Below are 16596 nucleotides of genomic sequence, written 5' to 3' on the forward strand. Positions count from 1 at the left end.
TTTCTTTATTTACGTTAAATGGCGTTTACAACTTGTTTCAATTCGAAAAGCTATTTATATTTAATTAGCGAGTTAAAAACTAATAATTACAATACAGGACAAATATTATGCGTTTGCTATTTTGCATCCTATTGCTGTTATGCCAATTTAGCGTAACGGCCCAAAGTCTTACCTTGGAAGACTATGCGCGGCAACCACAGTTTCTAGAGATAAAAATTTCACCTACTGGTAAGTATTTAGCTGCCACCACCCGTGGCGAAGAAGGCAATATCTATTTACAGGTTATCGATATTAAAACTAACCAGATAATCAGTGTGCGTCATTTTACCGGGCGTGATTCTATCGGCACTATTAACTGGGCCAATGCAGAGCGCTTGCTGATTACTTTGGTTAGAGATATCGGTGCTTTAGAAAGCCCGGTGCCTACCGGAGAAATTTTTGCCGTTAATGCTGATGGCACTAATGCTCGCATGCTCACTGGTTATCGGTCTGACACCGAAAAAGATGCGGCGACAGTTATTAACTACTTACCAGAAGACGATAAGTTTGTCCTGATTGTTACTGCCACGCCAAACCGCTTAGGGTCTTTTAGCTTAATTAAGCGCCTTAATATCGATAATGGCCGCACCCGGCAAATTGCCCGGGCACCTATGCGTTCGTCAGGTATGATTACAGATAACAATGGCGTGGCGCGTATCGCGGTGGGTGAAGACCAAAATAACGATAATGAAATGGTGCTAATGTACCGTAAAGACGAGCGTAGTGACTGGCAAACTTTGCGTCGCTATGGTCAACGCGACGGTAACTTCCAACCCTTGGCTTTTATGCCGGATAATCTGCGTATTTTAGGTTTGAGTGATACCCAAACTAATACTAAAGCCATCAGTATTTTTAATCCTGAAACCGGTAAAGAAGAGATAATAGCCCATCATCCAAAGGTAGATGTGGATCCTATCGTCAGTTTTAGAAATGGTTTGGTGAGTGAAATTATTGGTGCCGCCTTTGAATATGATATTTATGATGAGGTTTTCTTCGCTGATATTGAAGATAAAGAGTTTAGTAGTCATCTACAAGGGCTAAGATCTGCTTTTCCAGAGCGGCGGTTAACGATTTCATCAGGCACCCGCGACAACAGTTTAGCCATACTATCTGTTCGTTCCGCGAACCACCCTGTAGAGTTCTATATATACGATCTTAAAAATAGAAAATTGAATTACTTGCTTAATTCAACACCTTGGTTAAAAGCAGAACAGTTAGCGCAAACTCAGTCAGTGTTTTATAAGAGCCGCGACGGCTTAGAGATACACGGTATTCTTACGTTACCTAAAGATAAAGAAGCTAAAAATCTACCGTTAATTATGTTACCTCACGGTGGACCTCATGGTGTGCGTGATAATTTGGTGATGGATCGTGATGCTAAAGTGTTGGCACAGCATGGCTATGCCGTTTTACAACCTAACTTCCGCGGTTCTGGCGGTTTTGGTCGTGAATTTCTGCAACTGGGCTACCAAAATTGGGGTACCACCATGATTGATGATATGACTGACGGCGTAATGCATTTGGTTAATCAGGGGATTGTCGATAAAAATAGGGTATGTGCTTATGGCGCTTCCTATGGTGGTTACGCGGCCTTAATGAGTGCAGTACGTGAGCCAGATCTTTATAAGTGTACTGTAGGCTTTGTTGGTGTTTTTGATTTAAACTTACTTTATACCGATGGCGATATTCCACAGCGTAAGGCTGGTATTAATTATTTAGAAATGGCTGTTGGCCGTGATAAAGAACGGCTTGATGCGCAATCACCGATTAAGCATTTAGATAAGCTTAAAGCACCGGTCTTTATTATTCACGGTAAGGAAGATCAGCGGGTACCTATTATCCATGCTGATCGCTTAAGAGCCGAACTGGAAAAACGTAATCACCCCTTCGAGTGGATGGTTAAAGAAAAAGAAGGGCATGGTTTTTATAAGCCAGAAAATAACGTGGAACGCTGGCAAAAAATGTTGGCCTTCTTTGACAAGTATATTGGCGAGAGCCGCGTAGCAAACTAGCGTTATTTTAATTAGACAGGGGCTGTTACAGCCCCTTTTTATTACTTCCAAAAAGGGGCCGCTTTACAACAGGCGTGCCCTTGTACTAATGCAGAGTGGTTTAGCATCGAGTTAATTTTAAACTACCGTTCATTTTCCTCTGTTCGCCATCCTCATTTTTCACGCTGTTGCTTTTTCGACGAAATAAACATTAAAACTCCCTTTCTGTGACGCCACTTAAATTTAATAAAAACAAAATTAATCAAATATTTAGCTGGTTATAACTAAGTTATAACCAAGGTTTTCGCTTTATCACGCCAAAGTCACTGCTGCGTTATCGAATAACCCTGCCTGCTACCTTACGCTTAGCCTCGTTAACTCAATACGCCACAGGAGGCAACAAATGAAAGCTACAACGTTAATGTTAGCACTGGTCTTTATTGCACAAAGTAGTGTTGTTGCAGCACAGCAATCTACGGAGACTTTGATAGAACATCAGGTACCACCGGCGAAAGCTTATACAGAGACACTATTTGCTGACTTTGAATCAGATTTTCAAAATCAGCTAATGAAATATAGCCAACAGCTGCAGCTTGATATTGAAGGTCAGGTGAAGCAAAGCATCACCAATCTTGATCTTTCCATACTTAATTAGCAGGGAGATCATAATGAAATTACGTGCGCTATTACGCTTCTCAGTGAGAGCATCTTTACTGGCACTAAATCTGATGTCGGTATCGGCCTTGGCAGAAAGTGCGGTATGGAAAGTGAGTAAAGGTGAAGATTATCTTTATCTTGGCGGAACAGCGCATTTATTACCAGAGTCTGCCTTTCCGCTACCGGTAGAATTTGAGTTTGCTTACCAGCAAACCGATATGCTGGTTTTGGAAACCACCATTCCAGATCCGGCAGACAAGCAGTTTCAGCAGACAATGTTAATGGCATTTCGCTATCAGGATGATACGTCGCTTGAACAGCTATTATCTGCGGAAGTTTACCAGTTGTTACGTCAGTATTTTGCGGGTTTTGGCATACCGATAGAACAACTAAACGCATTTCGCCCTGGCTTTATTACGATTCAACTAACCGTACTGGCAGCCATGCAAGCCAATATGGCTGGCATGGGCGTGGACCATTATTTTGCCGCTAAAGCCGCCGACGATGGTAAAGAAACTGCTTATCTGGAGGAGTTAGTCTTTCAACTGCAGCTGCTTGCCAGCTTAGGGGAAGGCTACGAAGACGATTTTATCCGCACTCAGCTTGACCAAATCACCCAATTTGAGCAGCTATTTAAAGCAACGCTTATCGCTTGGCGTAGCGGTGATTTAGCAAAGCTGGATGAATTGATTATTAAACCCACTCAAGCACTTTACCCGCAAGTTTATCAAGCAATGTTTGTTCAACGTCATCAAAACTGGTTGCCGAAAATTGAACAGCTATTTGGTAACTCACAGCGTGAATTCGTGCTGGTAAGTGTTGGCCATCTTGCTGGGGATGACAGTTTATTAGCCTTACTCGCTAAGGCTGGCTACCACATCGAGCAAATTAACCTGAGCGAGGGTGAGAGCAATGTTAAATCGCATAGCCACTAAAGAAACCTTATGTACCTTAGGTTGGAGCACCTTTTGGTTTGGTGGTTGGCTGACATTGCATTGGTACACCATTAGTAAATTTACGTTTTAAAAAACCACATTAATAATACTTAGGGGAACAGATATGAAAAAGAATACATTTTTAGTAAAAACATTAAGCTTAGCGATGTTAGCGGCCTTTGGTTCAACGACAATGTTAGTGGGTTGTAGTAGCAATGATGGGTCCATTACAGCCAATAAAACACAACAACAGCCGGGGCAGAGCATACAAGTTAGTCCAAATGATGCCCGGCAATACCAAAGCATAACCTTGCCAAATCAGTTACAAGTGGTTTTAGTATCTGATCACACTGCAGAAAAATCATCAGCAGCATTAAGTGTAGATGTGGGTTGGTTAAATGATCCGGCATCACAGCAAGGTTTGGCGCACTTTTTGGAGCATATGCTGTTTATGGGGACAGCGCGTTATCCTGATCCTGATGGCTACGGCAACTTTATGCGCCAGCACGGGGGCACTACTAATGCTTTTACCAACCAGCTAACCAACTATATGTTTGAAATTAATCATAGCCATTACGAGGAAGCTTTAGATCGTTTTGCCGACTTTTTTAAAGCACCACTCTTACTGCCAGATTATGTTGATAAAGAACGGCATGCGGTTCATTCAGAATGGTCAATGTTACAAAATCAGGATGGCTGGGCGCAGCGTGCACTATCTGCTCAGCTGCTTGACGCGCATCCGGCTAACCAATTTTGGGTTGGTAATTTAGACAGCTTAAGCGATAAAGAGGGTAGCAAACTGCATGACGAGTTAGTGGCGTTTTATCAACGCTACTACTCGGCTAATCGGATGAAACTGGTATTAATTAGTTCAGATCCGTTACCACAAATGCAGCTATTGGCGCAGCGTTTTTTTGCTGATATCGAAAACAAGCAACTGGAAACACCGAGGCCGACAGCACAGCTTGACTTTGCAAACCGCACACCACAACGAGTGCATTATGTTCCTAACAGTGAGATGCAACTGCTAACGTTAGAGTTTACCGTTGATAATAATATTAACGATTTTGCCAGTAAACCGAATGAGTTTTTAGCGCATTTACTCAGTTCAGAGATGCCCGGTACCCCAGCTCAGCAATTAAAAGCCATGGGGTTACTCGATGTGTTGGCGGTAGATTATGATCCGAAATGGTATGGTAATTACGGTCAGTTGCAAATAATAGCAGTATTAACCGAGGCGGGCATGCAGCAGCGTGAGGCCATTACCGCTATCTTAATGCAGTATTTGGCGCTGATCCGTGAGCAAGGTGTTAGTGAGAAATACTATCAGGAAATTCGCACGTCACTACAGAACCAATTTAATTTCTTAGAAAAAACCGATGGCTTTAACTATGCAGCTCAGCTCAGTGCCGCAATGCAGTATTATCCGGTGCAGTCGGTAGTCAGCGCGCCCTTCCAATATGATCAGTTTGATGCGTCAGCCATTAACGCCTTGCTTGGCCAACTGGTACCAGCGCGCTTAACTGTTTGGCATATCAGCCAGCGTGAGCCAGCAACCGAGAGTTTGCAGTATTTTACTGGCAAATACTCGGTAACCGAGATTAATCAGCAAGAACTTAGTGCCTGGCAACAACCGTTAATTCCACTGGCCTTGCCGGCGCTTAACCGTTTTCAGCCAGAGAGCTTTGCTATAAAACATAGTGCTTTCACCCAGCCAACACAAATCATCAAGCAGGATGCAGTTGAAGCCTGGTTAATGGGCAGCAGCCATTTTGCTGATCAGCCGCGTGGTCAGCTGTTCATGCAGTGGCATCAACCTACGGCTAAGCAAACGGCAAAAGAAGCAGTGATGCACGGTTTATGGCAAATGGCCTTTTTATTAAACCATCAAGCTTTATGGCAAGAGGCCAGCGCTGCTGGTATGCAAATTCAGCCAGAGGCCGATGAATATGATTTGGTAGTAAAGTTAACAGGTTTTACCGATAAACAACCTACTTTAGTCAGTCAGATTGCCGAGATTATCGCTACGCCACTGACCGCGCAGCAATTTAGTCAAAATATGGATTTGCTGCAACGCAGTTTACGTTCTGTTGAGCAACAAATGCAGTTTCAACAGGCGGGTGAGTTGTTAAAAGCCGCGCTATTTTCAGGTCGTTTTGAATTGGCTGAAGTGCTTGCCGCTGCACAGCAGGTAACATTGGAAGAGCTAAACAGCTACATTCAACAAACCTTAGCAAAAAGCCAATTACGCCTGCTGGCGCAAGGTAACTATAACGAAGCAGATGTAACGGTTATCGCCAAAGCCTTGGCAGGTACAGCCGGTGCTAATAGAGACTATCAGCTTTTTAAAACCTGGCAGCCTCAGCCCGGGCAGCGCCTATCAGTAATGCGCAATAACCCGCAAACAGATAGCACTGTGTTTCGGTTACAAGTGCTACCTAAGGGTGACTATGCCGGCAAAGCGGCGGCTAAAGTATTGTCTGGCCACTTACATCAGGCGTTTTTTAACCAGCTACGTACTGAAGAGCAGTTGGGTTATGTGGTTCAAGCTATGGATATGCCGCTTAATGAGCATGCAGGTTTTATGCTGGTGATTCAAAGTCCGGCGCTTTCTGCACAACAATTGCAATTACGGGTAGACAGTTTCTTACAACAATATGCTACGCAATTGGCTGCACTAAACGAAGAGGGGTTTGCCCAGTTAAAGCAAGCGCAATTATTGGAGCTACAACGTGTACCGACAAATTTAGAAGAAGAATTTCAAGCAACCAGTAATGATTGGCTGCGTAATCGCCTGAGCTTTAACAATAAGCAGCAGTTGATTGCAGCAGTGCAAGCCCTGACTCTCGCTGACATGCAGCAGTTTTATCAGCAAACTGCGCTCTCTGCGCAAGCGGCAACCTTACAAATTACCTTACAAGGTCAAGGCAAAGGGCAAGATTTTAAACCGCTGCCCGGCTTTACCCCTGTTGCCGATTTGTCGCTGTTAAACCCAGATCATTAATAAGTGTTTTTGGTTACCCTAAGTTTAATTAATTTTAAGCCTAGGGTAGCCACCCAGTGTTAGCAGTATCTAGTCGTTACACTAGGTTAAACCATAACGACATTTACATTTATTCAATTGTTAAATTGTTTGCGAAAAAGATCTTGTGAGGTTAATATTTTTAACTTTAATCAAAGGTCAATGCGGTGTTTAACAGACAACAATAGTTAACTAAGGAAGGCTTTTATGAGTACAGAAATTTTAAATTCAAGCGATGCTGCTGTAGCAACAGCACAAGTCGAACCAAGTCATACTAAAACCAGCTTTGGTCGTTCTTTGGCGTGGTTGTTGGCAATAGCCGTCACCTACTTCTGCGCTGCCTTTTTATATGCAATAGCGGCAGGCATTTACTATGGTGTAACTCAGCCAGAGTTAATGCAAGCTGATGGTGCCGATTTTATTACGGCACATATTATGAGCCCCAATGGTTTAACGGGTTCTTATATTGTTATTTTTATTACTGTTATGCTGGTTTTATACAAAGCTGCCAGCTTTCCACAACAAACCTGGTTTAAAACTCTGGCTATGCATAAGGTGGCATTTCGCCGTTATTTACCCTGGTTAGGTTTATTCGCTATCTACTATGCTTTGGCCAGTTTAGTTAGCTATATCGCAGAAATCGATGGCGGCGACTTTGTCGCTTCTATTCAGAATACGCAACATCTTGGCTTGTTTTTTATCATGGTATTCTTAGCCCCTATAGTGGAAGAATTGGTATTTAGAGGGTACTTTTTCCAAGCTTGGCGTAACAGTTGGTTAGGGCTATGGGGCACCACCATTGTGACTTCAGTATTGTTCACTCTGGTACATATGGGGCAATATCCAATGCTGGTATTAGGCATGCTATTTTGCTTTAGTGTACTGTTAGGTTTGGCTCGGGAAAAAACCGGCTCGGTGTATGTGCCCATGGCGATGCATGCGGTGAATAACTTTGTTGCGTGTGTGTTGATTGTATTTTTGGGCATTAGCTAAAGGTTTGTATCGCTCTTGTATAGCACTAAAGCCGCCGGTATCACCGGCGGCTTTAGTTTATGGCAGCAAGGCCTGACCTTTTATCTGCAACAAAATCAGGTAGAATGTTGGTATTACCAAGTAACGGATAAACCACAATGGCATTAAATGTAGTGATTTTAGCTGCCGGTAAAGGCACGCGGATGAAATCGGATTTACCCAAGGTGCTGCATAAGGTAGCAGAGCGACCGATGGTGCAACATGTAGTTGATACTGCCCGCGCGCTTGGCGCCGACAAGCCTCAACTTGTCTATGGCTATGGCGCAGAAGCGTTAAAAACCGCCATGGGTGAGCAGCCACTGCATTGGGTATTGCAGGCTGAGCAGCTTGGTACCGGCCACGCGGTGGCGCAGGCTATTCCGAACATTGCTGATGATGATACCGTATTAGTGTTATATGGCGATGTGCCGTTAACCCGCCTTGAAACCTTACAGCAATTACTAGCCGCCAAACCAATCAATGGTTTGGCGATTTTAACGGTAAATCTCTCCAATCCTACGGGGTATGGCCGTATTGTGCGCGAAAACGGCAAGGTCGTGGGTATTGTCGAGCAAAAAGATGCCACGCCAGAACAGCTGAAAATTCAGGAAGTAAACAGTGGCATTATGGCGCTGCCGGGGAAACAGCTGAAAAGCTGGCTAGGTCGTTTATCGAATAGTAATGCCCAGGGCGAATACTATTTAACGGATGTGATTGCCATGGCGCATAGCGAAGGTGTTGACATTGCCACAGCTCAGCCGCAAAACCCAATGGAAGTAGAAGGCGCCAATAATCGCGTACAACTGGCCGCCTTAGAGCGCGCTTATCAGCAGCGTAAAGCCGAAGAATTAATGCTGGCTGGCGCTAACCTGCGCGATCCGGCGCGGATTGATGTGCGCGGTGTGGTCGAGGTTGGCAATGACGTGATGATCGATATCAACGTTATTTTTGAAGGCAAGGTGGTGTTGGGTAAAGGTGTAACTGTTGGTGCCAACTGCATCTTAAAAGATTGTGCTATCGGCGATAACACCGAAATTAAACCTAATTCGATGATTGAAAAATCGGTGGTTGGCGCAAACTGTTCAGTGGGCCCTTATGCCCGCCTGCGGCCAGATAGCGTGATGCTGGACGACAGCCACGTCGGCAACTTTGTTGAGATGAAAAAAACCACGCTCGGTAAAGGCTCCAAAGCCAACCATTTAACTTATCTGGGCGATGCGGTGATTGGCGATAAAGTGAATGTCGGTGCCGGTACCATTACCTGCAACTACGATGGCGTCAATAAATTTGTTACCACCATTAAAGATGGTGCCTTTATTGGCTCCAATAGTGCCCTGGTGGCGCCGGTAACGGTTGGCGTTAATGCCACAGTCGGTGCCGGGTCAGTACTTACCCGCGATGCCGCCGATGGTGAGCTGGTGGTTGCCCGTGCTAAACAGCGGCATATCGCAGACTGGCAAAGGCCGGTAAAAATTAAAAAATAAGTGTTGTTATTAACCCCACCAAGTCGTGGGGTTAATTTTATGTTGATTTTGGGGCTCTGGATAACGCAAGATACTTATTACTCATCATCAGCAAGATAGATTTAAATGAAGAAACCAATTAACTGGGAAAAATACACCGCGCTAAGTTCGATGCTGGTGGCGGTATTAGCATTGGCCATTTCTATCTGGCAAAGTTATAGCATACAGCAGCACAATAAACTGTCGCTGCGGCCTTATCTGGAAATGGAATTCAACTTTAATGAAGATGGAAGTTGGGAGCTCTTTATTCATAACCAGGGACTTGGACCCGCTCAGGTTACTGATGTGCAATACAAAGTAGATGGAACGGTACATCCCAATCGGGATGAATTTCTAAAAGCGTTGGGTGAACAACCAGAGTGTTTTGTTAGAGGTAATATTGGCCGCTTTTATAAAGTGTCGGATCAGCAGATCGTTTTTCGTACCTTAAATAAAACCTGCAGCAAAACTGAGGCTGAGCTGATGGCAATGCTGAGCCGGATGCAAATCGTCCTCGATTATGAATCCTTGTACGGCGAGACTTATCAACTGGTTATTGGGAAAGCAGAGTAGTAAAGCATCACTAAAGCTTTTACTTCGGCAGTAACTATTCGCGCACGTTAATGTTTACTGGCGCCGCGCTTGTTTTGCTGCCTGCCACTCTGCCTGAGTGATAGGACTAGTGGGGACAGTGGAGATATCTTGCTGTTCGTAGGTCGTTTTGCGCAACGCTACCTGCTGCATAATAGCGGTCAGCTCGGCTTCTGAGCGCCGGTTCCAGTCAACAATTTCGTTGATATGCCGATAGCAGCCCACACAGACTTTGTGCTCGTCTAGTTTACAGCAGGCGACACAGGGGGATTCAATCATGGTTATTACTAGTCCTAACGATGATAGCTGTTGTCTGCCAAAAGCCATCGGCGATAGGCCGCCCAACAACTGAGCGGCCTTGCCCGATTAACGCTTATCAACTTTAACTCTTATCAACTTTAACTCTTGTCAACTAATACGGCGATAGCGCCATCACCAGTAACGTTACAGGCGGTTCCAAAGCTATCTTGTGCCATATAGAGCGCAATCATCAGCGCGATAGCGCCTTCGCCAAAGCCTAGCATAGTGCCCAGTAAGCCAACGGCTGACATTACCGCGCCACCCGGTACGCCCGGTGCGGCTAACATCACTACGCCTAGCGTTAAAATAAAAGGCAACATGGTAAAGAGTGACGGTATATCCAGATTATTTTTCATCATCATCACGGCTACAGCGCAGCTAACGATCGTAATAGTAGAGCCTGCTAAGTGAGTCGTCGCGCAAAGTGGCACGGTAAAGTTAGCCACGTCTTCTTTAACGCCATTATTTTTGGTCGCTTGCAGCGATACCGGAATTGTAGCGGCACTCGACATGGTACCTAAGGCAGTAAAATAGGCCGGGAGCATATTTTTAATCAGGCCAAGAGGCGATTTACCGGCTTTAAAACCGGCGATAACAAAGAGGGCGATAATCCACAGCCAATGTAGCAGCAGCGCCATAACCAGTACGATACCGAAGGTTTGTAAGGTAACAAAAACACTGCCTGCCGCCGCCATCTGCGCGAAAACACCGGCAATATACAGCGGTAAAAATGGGATAATGATCTTGGTGAGTAGCAATTGAATAATATCGCGCCCTTGATCAGATAATTGTTTAAGGGAGCTGGCGCCTGTGCTGGCAATACCTAAGCCAAAAATAAAAGCCAGGGCTAAGGCCGTCATCACATTAAATACCGGCGGAATATTCATCTCGATATAAGGCGTTAAATTAACGCCCTGGGTGCTGGCTAAATCGGCTGCAGCTGGCGCCAGCATAGGGATCACGGCGGCGGCAATTAAAAAAGCAAAGGTACCGGCAGCAATAGTAGAAAGATATGCAATACCCAAAGTACGGCCCAGCAGCTTACCGGAATTACGCGGTAAGGCGGCGATACCGCTGGTGATAAAAAACAGAATGAGTAGCGGAATGGTAAAAAACAGCAGCTGACCAAATAGGGCTTTAAAGGTGATCAGTATTTGTGTAAGCCAATGCGGTGCATAGAGCCCCAGCATCATACCCAGCAAAATACCGGCAATTAACTTTAGAATTAATAACATAGCATCTTCTCATTATTATCAATACCCTGCCGCATTGTGAACATACTGGCCGGGGTATCAAGCTCAGCACCAGCGTGAGAGGCGGTGCATATTAGGTATAAACCGCCGGCAGCATACCATAAGTTGTTAGGGTTGGCCTGTGCTTGCTGGTCTTGCCTGTTGGATTACCCCCTTTACGCTTAAGCTACTTAGGCTAGCTATTTAGTAATAAGCGGGCTGCCGTGCTGGTTAAAATACTTGCACTATAACCAATAACACCGCCAAAACTGGCGCCATAGATTAAGCCTTTAGCAAAACCAACCTTTAAAATACCTTTGGTAAAGTCAGGCTGTTTGACTTGTTTTGGGCTGACAGGTTTAAGCATAAAGGCTAAACAGAGTAAGCTTAAGAGCAGCATGGCGATGCCCGTTAGCAGCATACTATTAAAAAGCGATGTCAGCATCAGGAGCAAGACAGACAGCGGTAACAACAGCAGCAGACGTTTAGGTAACATTAACTCTGCCAGCCAGGTTGCGTTTTCCGGCTCTTCTAATATTTTACTACTGGGTTGGCTATATAGCGTCACGTTATGGCTGGCTAACACTTTACCGCCACGTAAAAAGCTTACCTCAAGGGTGCTATCCAGCGTCAGAGTAAGTTGGATCCGGATGTGCTGCTGCTCGTCCAGCTGCAATAAATACGCGCTTTTCGTTGACGTCCAATTTAAACGATTATATTTTTGCTCACCATTGACCAGAATAATCTCCCGGCCGGTTAAACTGTTGTAGTTAACGGTAACGTCATATTGTGCGATTTGTTCGGTAATACTGTGGTTAAAGTTCATCTGCTAGCTCCTGCTCAGCATCATCAGTAAAGTGGTAAGCTAAAATGTCACCAGGTTGACAATTAAGTACCCGGCAAATGGCATTTAGGGTGCTAAAACGAATCGCTTTCGCCCGGCCACTGCGTAATACGCTCAAGTTTTGTGGCGTAATGCCAATTTGCTCTGCTAACTCATTCGACTTCATTTTGCGCATGGCCAGCATTACATCTAAATTAATGGTTATTGCCATCGCAGGCTCCCGGTATGCACTGGTCAAGGTTAGATAGTAAGATTTTGCTCATCTTCTAGTTGCGCACTTAGCTTTAATAAACCCGTGATAAAAGGCAGCAATAATCCCAAACCGAGTAACGGCAGATTTAAATAGGCCAGTAAATTAAGCAGATGCACTTTTTCTCCCCAATACAGTAGCAAACTACAGAGTAACGCCGCCGGAAATACCGCTGCAGCTAAACAAACAGCTGCTAACTGCTGCCAATTTTTACGTGTATCGGGCTGAAATAGCTTGCCTGCTGCGGCTTGCTGCAATAAAGACTGAACACGTAAACCGATTAGCCAGGCGGTAAATAACTGGCTAAACCAAAGCGCCCGTTGCTGTGCTTTTACTAGGTTCTCTGGCGGAATGATCAGATCTGGCACTATGGCGAACAGATGCACAGCGGAAAACAGCGCCAGGGCCCATAGCAGGAAACGGCTGCGATGGTATAAATGGTTGGCGTAATGTTGTAATAACATAAAAATTCCTTTTCGTTATTGGTGTCGTAGTGCTGTCTGTTTAAACCCGGTTTCCAGCAAGCGGCAACCATATAAAAAACAGCAGGTGGCAATAATAAGTAGGCCATTAAAGCGCCAGCCCTGAGCGATACCCATGCCAAGCTCATAGCCCAGCATTAGGCTGGCAAAGCAAAAAAAGAGCACGGCAGAGATGATGTGGTTTTTTACTAAGTGCATATTTTTCTCCGGCGCCGATAAGTGGCAGAAGTATTTATAGCCAAGAAAAAGATGATTATCAATTATTTTTTATCGAAAAACAGTAACTAATTATTGCTAAATGTTTCTTTTTAAAAAAGGAACAAACAGTTTGCTGCTGACAAACGGCTTGTGGTGTTTAGACTGGGTTGTTTAACGGTAGGACGTTAACAGAAAGCAGGGTTAACGAATAATCTCGGCTTGCGGCAAATGCTGCTGCACCCAGGCTTTGACTGTCGGTAATTGTGACGCTGGGAAACGCATGGCGGCGGCACGATAAACATTAAAGGGAAAGTCGATAAAGGCATTTTCATTATCAAGCTGATCCAGTGCAACGCTTTTAATGTCCGCAACTTTAAATTGGCGTTGTTTCACATGAAGCCAATCTTGCTCAATTTTTAACTCTGCCATGACATCGGGAACGAACTCTTGCTCAAACTGTTTTTGTGGAAACACACCCAGATATAAGGCTTGTAGAGCCGCATTGAGGGCAAGCAGCCCTAGAAAAATATCCGGCTGTATAAAGTAATAAATGGCGATAACCAAGAGCAATAAAGCGAGCACAATACGCCAGGGCTGTGCTTTTGCTGCAGCATAAACTTTTTTGTACCACACAAGGTTATGATTCGTCATCCAAGGCTTGCTCTAGGTGCTTTGTTAACGCCAATAATACGGTTTGCTTTGGTAATTGCAACTGTTTTGCTGCAAGTGTTAACTGTGTAAGGTGCGGTAATAGTTGCGCCAGTCTGGCTGCTTCGCTATGGGCGGGTAAGCTTTGCGCAGCTATCGTCATAGGTTTACCGCGCTGGCGCGCTAAAATACCCTCAGTTTCCAATAAACTGTAGGCTTTAGAGATGGTCATCGGGTTTACCGCATATTGCGCGGCCAGTTCGCGCACCGAGGGGAGCTCGTCACCGGCTTTTAGTTGTCCGCCCGCTACCATCCGCTTGATTTGTTCGGTAAGTTGCCGATAGATCGGATCGCCACTATTGGGGTTAATGCTAAACATGCTGCCGCCCTAAAAAGGTTGCGGCTTTGGTGTAGTCTCGTTTTTGCCAAAGTCGCAAGGCAAAGTAGCGTAGAAATAAAGTCGAAAGCATTGCACTACTTATCGCATAAAGCTGCGTTGTTGTCTTGGCTAAGAGCAGTATGTCCGGGCCAAGGTTAATAAAACTAATTACTATGCTAATAATCGCAATAGTGCTTTTGGGGAAGCAAAGCACTAAGTAAGTTAATAAGAGCAACAGGCTACACAGCATTAACGCACTTAACAGGTAAACCGGGTTTTCTGGTCGCCAGCAATAGAGCAGTACCAGCAAGGGCAAGCTTAACAGTATTAACTGCGTTAAAAATTGCCGCTCTAAAAAGCTAAATAAAGCGTTACGGCCTTGCGGCAGAAACAGCCAGGCACTTTTTACCCGGCCTAGAGCGCTTTCCAAAATATACAACCAATAGAAAAAAGGTATGGCAAATAACGAGTTGTCTAAAAGCTTCCAACCCAGCTCAGGAAACCAGTGCCATTCGGAGTTAAACCAGAAATAAGTCAGCGTTTGCGCTACTGGCACCAAAGTACAGATCCCGCAATACAGCAGTAAACGCGCCAGCGGTTTGGCATTATATTGAAATAGGTAACTGGCAGCTAAAGAAGGTTGATATTTCGGCTTACTGCGCCAGGACAAGTTAAATTGCTGGGCGGGTAGGCGCGATGACTTTTGGCGCTGACTGACACTAGTGCTGAGGCTTAGCGCAGCAAAAATGGCCGCAACGATTAAACCGGCAATAGCAAACTCCGAAAGCCTTGGGGTGGCCAGAAATTGCTGTGCTTTTTCCATCCAGAATGGGCTTAAAATAAGCAGCCATACCAAGATAAATTGCAGCGTTTTATTAATGGTAGATGCTTGGCGTAACCAGATAGCGTGCAAAATAAGGTGTACGCCAAGCCCAGCAAAAAACGCCATGCTATAAGCTAGGCTAAAGTAATGTGCTATACCCGGTAATGTCAGGATGCTAATGCTTAACACCAGTAAGTGCGGCAGTAACTTAAGCTCATTTTTACTACAAAAATACTGACCATAGCTACTGGTGAGGAACCGGCTGATCACCGGTAATAATCCGAGATAGTAGTAGGTGAGTAAGATAAAGTTAGCTATGCCAAAACTGGCAGGACTGGCTAGCCCCAGTAACCAAAAGAAGGCGATAAACACCCACCAAAGAAAGCTCATCTCTAGCAAGGTAAGTAATCTATATAGCTGCTTTAACAGTAATTTAGTTGTAGTAAACATGATCATAACCCGGTATTAAGCTGCGCTGCTTTTAGTAGCTTTAATTTCGCCCAATCTTGCCGCTGGCAAAGACCTTTTAGCTGGCGGCGCAACGATAAGGCGGTGCTGGCTAGAAAAGCGGCAGCCAGGATCAAATAACCAGGTTGTTGCCAGCATAAGGTGAGTAGCGCAACAGCGAGCAAAGTTAAGCTTGCCATAGCAGTACCTGACCAAAACATACTGACATTTATTAAACGCCAGCCCAGATATAGACTAAACAACATTAACGCAGGCCAAAATAGCACGAGTGCCACGGCAGTTTTGGCTGGCAGTAGGCCGTAGATTAGCGGGGCAATAACAATAGCGGCAGTCATGAGTTCTTTCAGCGCCAATTGCTCTAACATTGTAAAGAGTTGCTGACGGGTTACGGCGAGTTGCAACCAGGCTCTGCGCACCCGACGCAAGACATTCGTTAGTTGGCTGGTGAGTAAAAAGCCTGGGAAGATAATAAACATCGCCCGCAAAAAGGTTTCTTCTGGCATGCCTGAGAAACCCAAAAACAGCGAACCTAACAACATAAACGCCGGTAGATACCAACAATAAGCCAGGTTGCGTAAAAACCGGGCTTGCCAGCTATCACCTTGTCCAAGCAATAAGGTGCCCGCTAACGTTGCTGGTTTGCGGGTAAATTGTAGTAGCCAGCTGGTGAAAGAGTTACAGGTTTTTGGGCGCGCGGGTAATTTGGTGTTCGCGGTTTTTAGCCAATGTAGATTAAACCAGCTTAATAAGGCGACATTAACAACGGTTAGCAGCGTAAAAAGCGCTAAGTCAGGCTGTGCGGGTAAAGATAGTGGAGATTGCATCAGCAAGATAAACACGGCGCAGCTAATAATTAACGGTTTTAAACTACCTAACACCAAGCACGGCAGCACCAAGGTAGCAAATGCCAGGATGCTAAGGTGCAAACCAAGCCAAAAGGGCTGTGAGGCAAGATACATAATACTGCCACCAAGCATACCCACCAGTAGCGTTACCAGTAATAATAAGATGCGCGCATGTGGTTTAAAATAAGGCAGTAGCAACCAGCTTTGTTTATGGCGCAATTGCATAAACTGTAAGGGTATACAAAACACCAGTAATGATAAGCAACTTAAAGGTAACAGCACAAGTTTTGGTTCTGCGCTTAATAAACTCAGTAAGCAGGCGCCGACAAGTAAGAGCCAGAGTATTTTCATTGGTATGCTGGGCCACAATAGCCTGCCC

The 16596-nt window shown here is 44.9% G+C and carries 18 protein-coding genes; 8 read left to right on the plus strand and 10 right to left on the minus strand.

Annotated features, from left to right (window positions below; genetic code table 11):
- The first annotated feature begins 107 nt into the window (after window positions 1-107).
- From IE163_RS00285 to IE163_RS00315, 8 genes are all read left to right on the plus strand, one after another.
- Window positions 108-2051, plus strand: a complete 1944-nt coding sequence (locus IE163_RS00285) for an alpha/beta hydrolase family protein (protein WP_189429128.1) — start codon at window positions 108-110, stop codon at window positions 2049-2051.
- Between the two features lie 382 nt (window positions 2052-2433).
- The gene (locus IE163_RS00290; protein ID WP_189429129.1) at window positions 2434-2685 is read left to right on the plus strand and encodes a hypothetical protein; all 252 of its coding nucleotides are present in this window, start codon (window positions 2434-2436) and stop codon (window positions 2683-2685) included.
- 13 nt (window positions 2686-2698) lie between these two features.
- On the plus strand, window positions 2699-3622 hold the full coding sequence (locus tag IE163_RS00295; protein WP_189429130.1) for a TraB/GumN family protein: 924 nt from the start codon (window positions 2699-2701) through the stop codon (window positions 3620-3622).
- A 124-nt stretch (window positions 3623-3746) separates the two neighbouring features.
- Complete coding sequence (locus IE163_RS00300) at window positions 3747-6626, plus strand: insulinase family protein (protein WP_189429131.1); 2880 nt, start codon at window positions 3747-3749, stop codon at window positions 6624-6626.
- Between the two features lie 225 nt (window positions 6627-6851).
- On the plus strand, window positions 6852-7637 hold the full coding sequence (locus tag IE163_RS00305; RefSeq protein WP_189429132.1) for a CPBP family intramembrane glutamic endopeptidase: 786 nt from the start codon (window positions 6852-6854) through the stop codon (window positions 7635-7637).
- Window positions 7638-7652: 15 nt separating this feature from the next.
- Window positions 7653-7784, plus strand: coding sequence for a hypothetical protein (locus IE163_RS17915; RefSeq protein ID WP_268248604.1), 132 nt, complete (start codon window positions 7653-7655; stop codon window positions 7782-7784).
- On the plus strand, window positions 7775-9139 hold the full coding sequence (gene glmU / locus IE163_RS00310) for a bifunctional UDP-N-acetylglucosamine diphosphorylase/glucosamine-1-phosphate N-acetyltransferase GlmU (protein WP_189429133.1): 1365 nt from the start codon (window positions 7775-7777) through the stop codon (window positions 9137-9139). Before IE163_RS17915 ends, glmU begins: the two co-directional genes overlap by 10 nt.
- Window positions 9140-9244: 105 nt before the next feature.
- Window positions 9245-9730: a DUF8453 domain-containing protein gene (locus tag IE163_RS00315; protein WP_189429134.1), complete on the plus strand. Its 486-nt coding sequence runs from the start codon at window positions 9245-9247 to the stop codon at window positions 9728-9730.
- 54 nt (window positions 9731-9784) lie between these two features.
- Here the strand turns inward: IE163_RS00315 and IE163_RS00320 are convergent, their stop codons facing one another.
- The 10 genes from IE163_RS00320 to IE163_RS00365 form a co-directional block, all read right to left on the minus strand.
- Entirely contained in the window at window positions 9785-10027 is a 243-nt protein-coding gene (locus tag IE163_RS00320) for a DUF1289 domain-containing protein (protein ID WP_189429135.1), read from the minus strand.
- Between the two features lie 119 nt (window positions 10028-10146).
- Window positions 10147-11283 carry a dicarboxylate/amino acid:cation symporter gene (locus IE163_RS00325; RefSeq protein WP_189429136.1) on the minus strand — a complete coding sequence of 379 codons (1137 nt, stop codon included), beginning with the start codon at window positions 11281-11283 and terminating at the stop codon, window positions 10147-10149.
- A 193-nt stretch (window positions 11284-11476) separates the two neighbouring features.
- Entirely contained in the window at window positions 11477-12106 is a 630-nt protein-coding gene (locus tag IE163_RS00330; RefSeq protein ID WP_189429137.1) for a hypothetical protein, read from the minus strand.
- Entirely contained in the window at window positions 12096-12335 is a 240-nt protein-coding gene (locus tag IE163_RS00335) for a helix-turn-helix domain-containing protein (RefSeq protein ID WP_189429138.1), read from the minus strand. Before IE163_RS00335 ends, IE163_RS00330 begins: the two co-directional genes overlap by 11 nt.
- Before the next feature lie 29 nt (window positions 12336-12364).
- On the minus strand, window positions 12365-12838 hold the full coding sequence (locus IE163_RS00340) for a hypothetical protein (RefSeq protein ID WP_189429139.1): 474 nt from the start codon (window positions 12836-12838) through the stop codon (window positions 12365-12367).
- A 15-nt stretch (window positions 12839-12853) separates the two neighbouring features.
- Entirely contained in the window at window positions 12854-13054 is a 201-nt protein-coding gene (locus IE163_RS00345) for a hypothetical protein (RefSeq protein WP_189429140.1), read from the minus strand.
- A gap of 201 nt (window positions 13055-13255) precedes the next feature.
- The gene (locus tag IE163_RS00350) at window positions 13256-13705 is read right to left on the minus strand and encodes a hypothetical protein (protein ID WP_189429141.1); all 450 of its coding nucleotides are present in this window, start codon (window positions 13703-13705) and stop codon (window positions 13256-13258) included.
- Window positions 13692-14081 carry a GntR family transcriptional regulator gene (locus tag IE163_RS00355; RefSeq protein ID WP_189429142.1) on the minus strand — a complete coding sequence of 130 codons (390 nt, stop codon included), beginning with the start codon at window positions 14079-14081 and terminating at the stop codon, window positions 13692-13694. Before IE163_RS00355 ends, IE163_RS00350 begins: the two co-directional genes overlap by 14 nt.
- The gene (locus IE163_RS00360) at window positions 14074-15354 is read right to left on the minus strand and encodes a hypothetical protein (protein WP_189429143.1); all 1281 of its coding nucleotides are present in this window, start codon (window positions 15352-15354) and stop codon (window positions 14074-14076) included. Before IE163_RS00360 ends, IE163_RS00355 begins: the two co-directional genes overlap by 8 nt.
- 2 nt (window positions 15355-15356) lie before the next feature.
- Window positions 15357-16568, minus strand: coding sequence for a hypothetical protein (locus tag IE163_RS00365; protein WP_189429144.1), 1212 nt, complete (start codon window positions 16566-16568; stop codon window positions 15357-15359).
- Window positions 16569-16596 lie beyond the last annotated feature (28 nt).

Origin of the sequence: Alishewanella longhuensis (assembly GCF_014653435.1) — a bacterium.
GTDB classification, from domain to species: Bacteria; Pseudomonadota; Gammaproteobacteria; order Enterobacterales; family Alteromonadaceae; genus Alishewanella; species Alishewanella longhuensis.

Coding starts and splice junctions, on each gene's coding strand:
- IE163_RS00285 (WP_189429128.1), top strand. CDS start 108: ATGCGTTTGCTATTTTGCATCCTATTGCTGTTATGCCAATTTAGCGTA.
- IE163_RS00290 (WP_189429129.1), top strand. CDS start 2,434: ATGAAAGCTACAACGTTAATGTTAGCACTGGTCTTTATTGCACAAAGT.
- IE163_RS00295 (WP_189429130.1), top strand. CDS start 2,699: ATGAAATTACGTGCGCTATTACGCTTCTCAGTGAGAGCATCTTTACTG.
- IE163_RS00300 (WP_189429131.1), top strand. CDS start 3,747: ATGAAAAAGAATACATTTTTAGTAAAAACATTAAGCTTAGCGATGTTA.
- IE163_RS00305 (WP_189429132.1), top strand. CDS start 6,852: ATGAGTACAGAAATTTTAAATTCAAGCGATGCTGCTGTAGCAACAGCA.
- glmU (WP_189429133.1), top strand. CDS start 7,775: ATGGCATTAAATGTAGTGATTTTAGCTGCCGGTAAAGGCACGCGGATG.
- IE163_RS00315 (WP_189429134.1), top strand. CDS start 9,245: ATGAAGAAACCAATTAACTGGGAAAAATACACCGCGCTAAGTTCGATG.
- IE163_RS00320 (WP_189429135.1), bottom strand. CDS start 10,027: ATGATTGAATCCCCCTGTGTCGCCTGCTGTAAACTAGACGAGCACAAA.
- IE163_RS00325 (WP_189429136.1), bottom strand. CDS start 11,283: ATGTTATTAATTCTAAAGTTAATTGCCGGTATTTTGCTGGGTATGATG.
- IE163_RS00330 (WP_189429137.1), bottom strand. CDS start 12,106: ATGAACTTTAACCACAGTATTACCGAACAAATCGCACAATATGACGTT.
- IE163_RS00335 (WP_189429138.1), bottom strand. CDS start 12,335: ATGGCAATAACCATTAATTTAGATGTAATGCTGGCCATGCGCAAAATG.
- IE163_RS00340 (WP_189429139.1), bottom strand. CDS start 12,838: ATGTTATTACAACATTACGCCAACCATTTATACCATCGCAGCCGTTTC.
- IE163_RS00345 (WP_189429140.1), bottom strand. CDS start 13,054: ATGCACTTAGTAAAAAACCACATCATCTCTGCCGTGCTCTTTTTTTGC.
- IE163_RS00350 (WP_189429141.1), bottom strand. CDS start 13,705: ATGACGAATCATAACCTTGTGTGGTACAAAAAAGTTTATGCTGCAGCA.
- IE163_RS00355 (WP_189429142.1), bottom strand. CDS start 14,081: ATGTTTAGCATTAACCCCAATAGTGGCGATCCGATCTATCGGCAACTT.
- IE163_RS00360 (WP_189429143.1), bottom strand. CDS start 15,354: ATGTTTACTACAACTAAATTACTGTTAAAGCAGCTATATAGATTACTT.
- IE163_RS00365 (WP_189429144.1), bottom strand. CDS start 16,568: ATGAAAATACTCTGGCTCTTACTTGTCGGCGCCTGCTTACTGAGTTTA.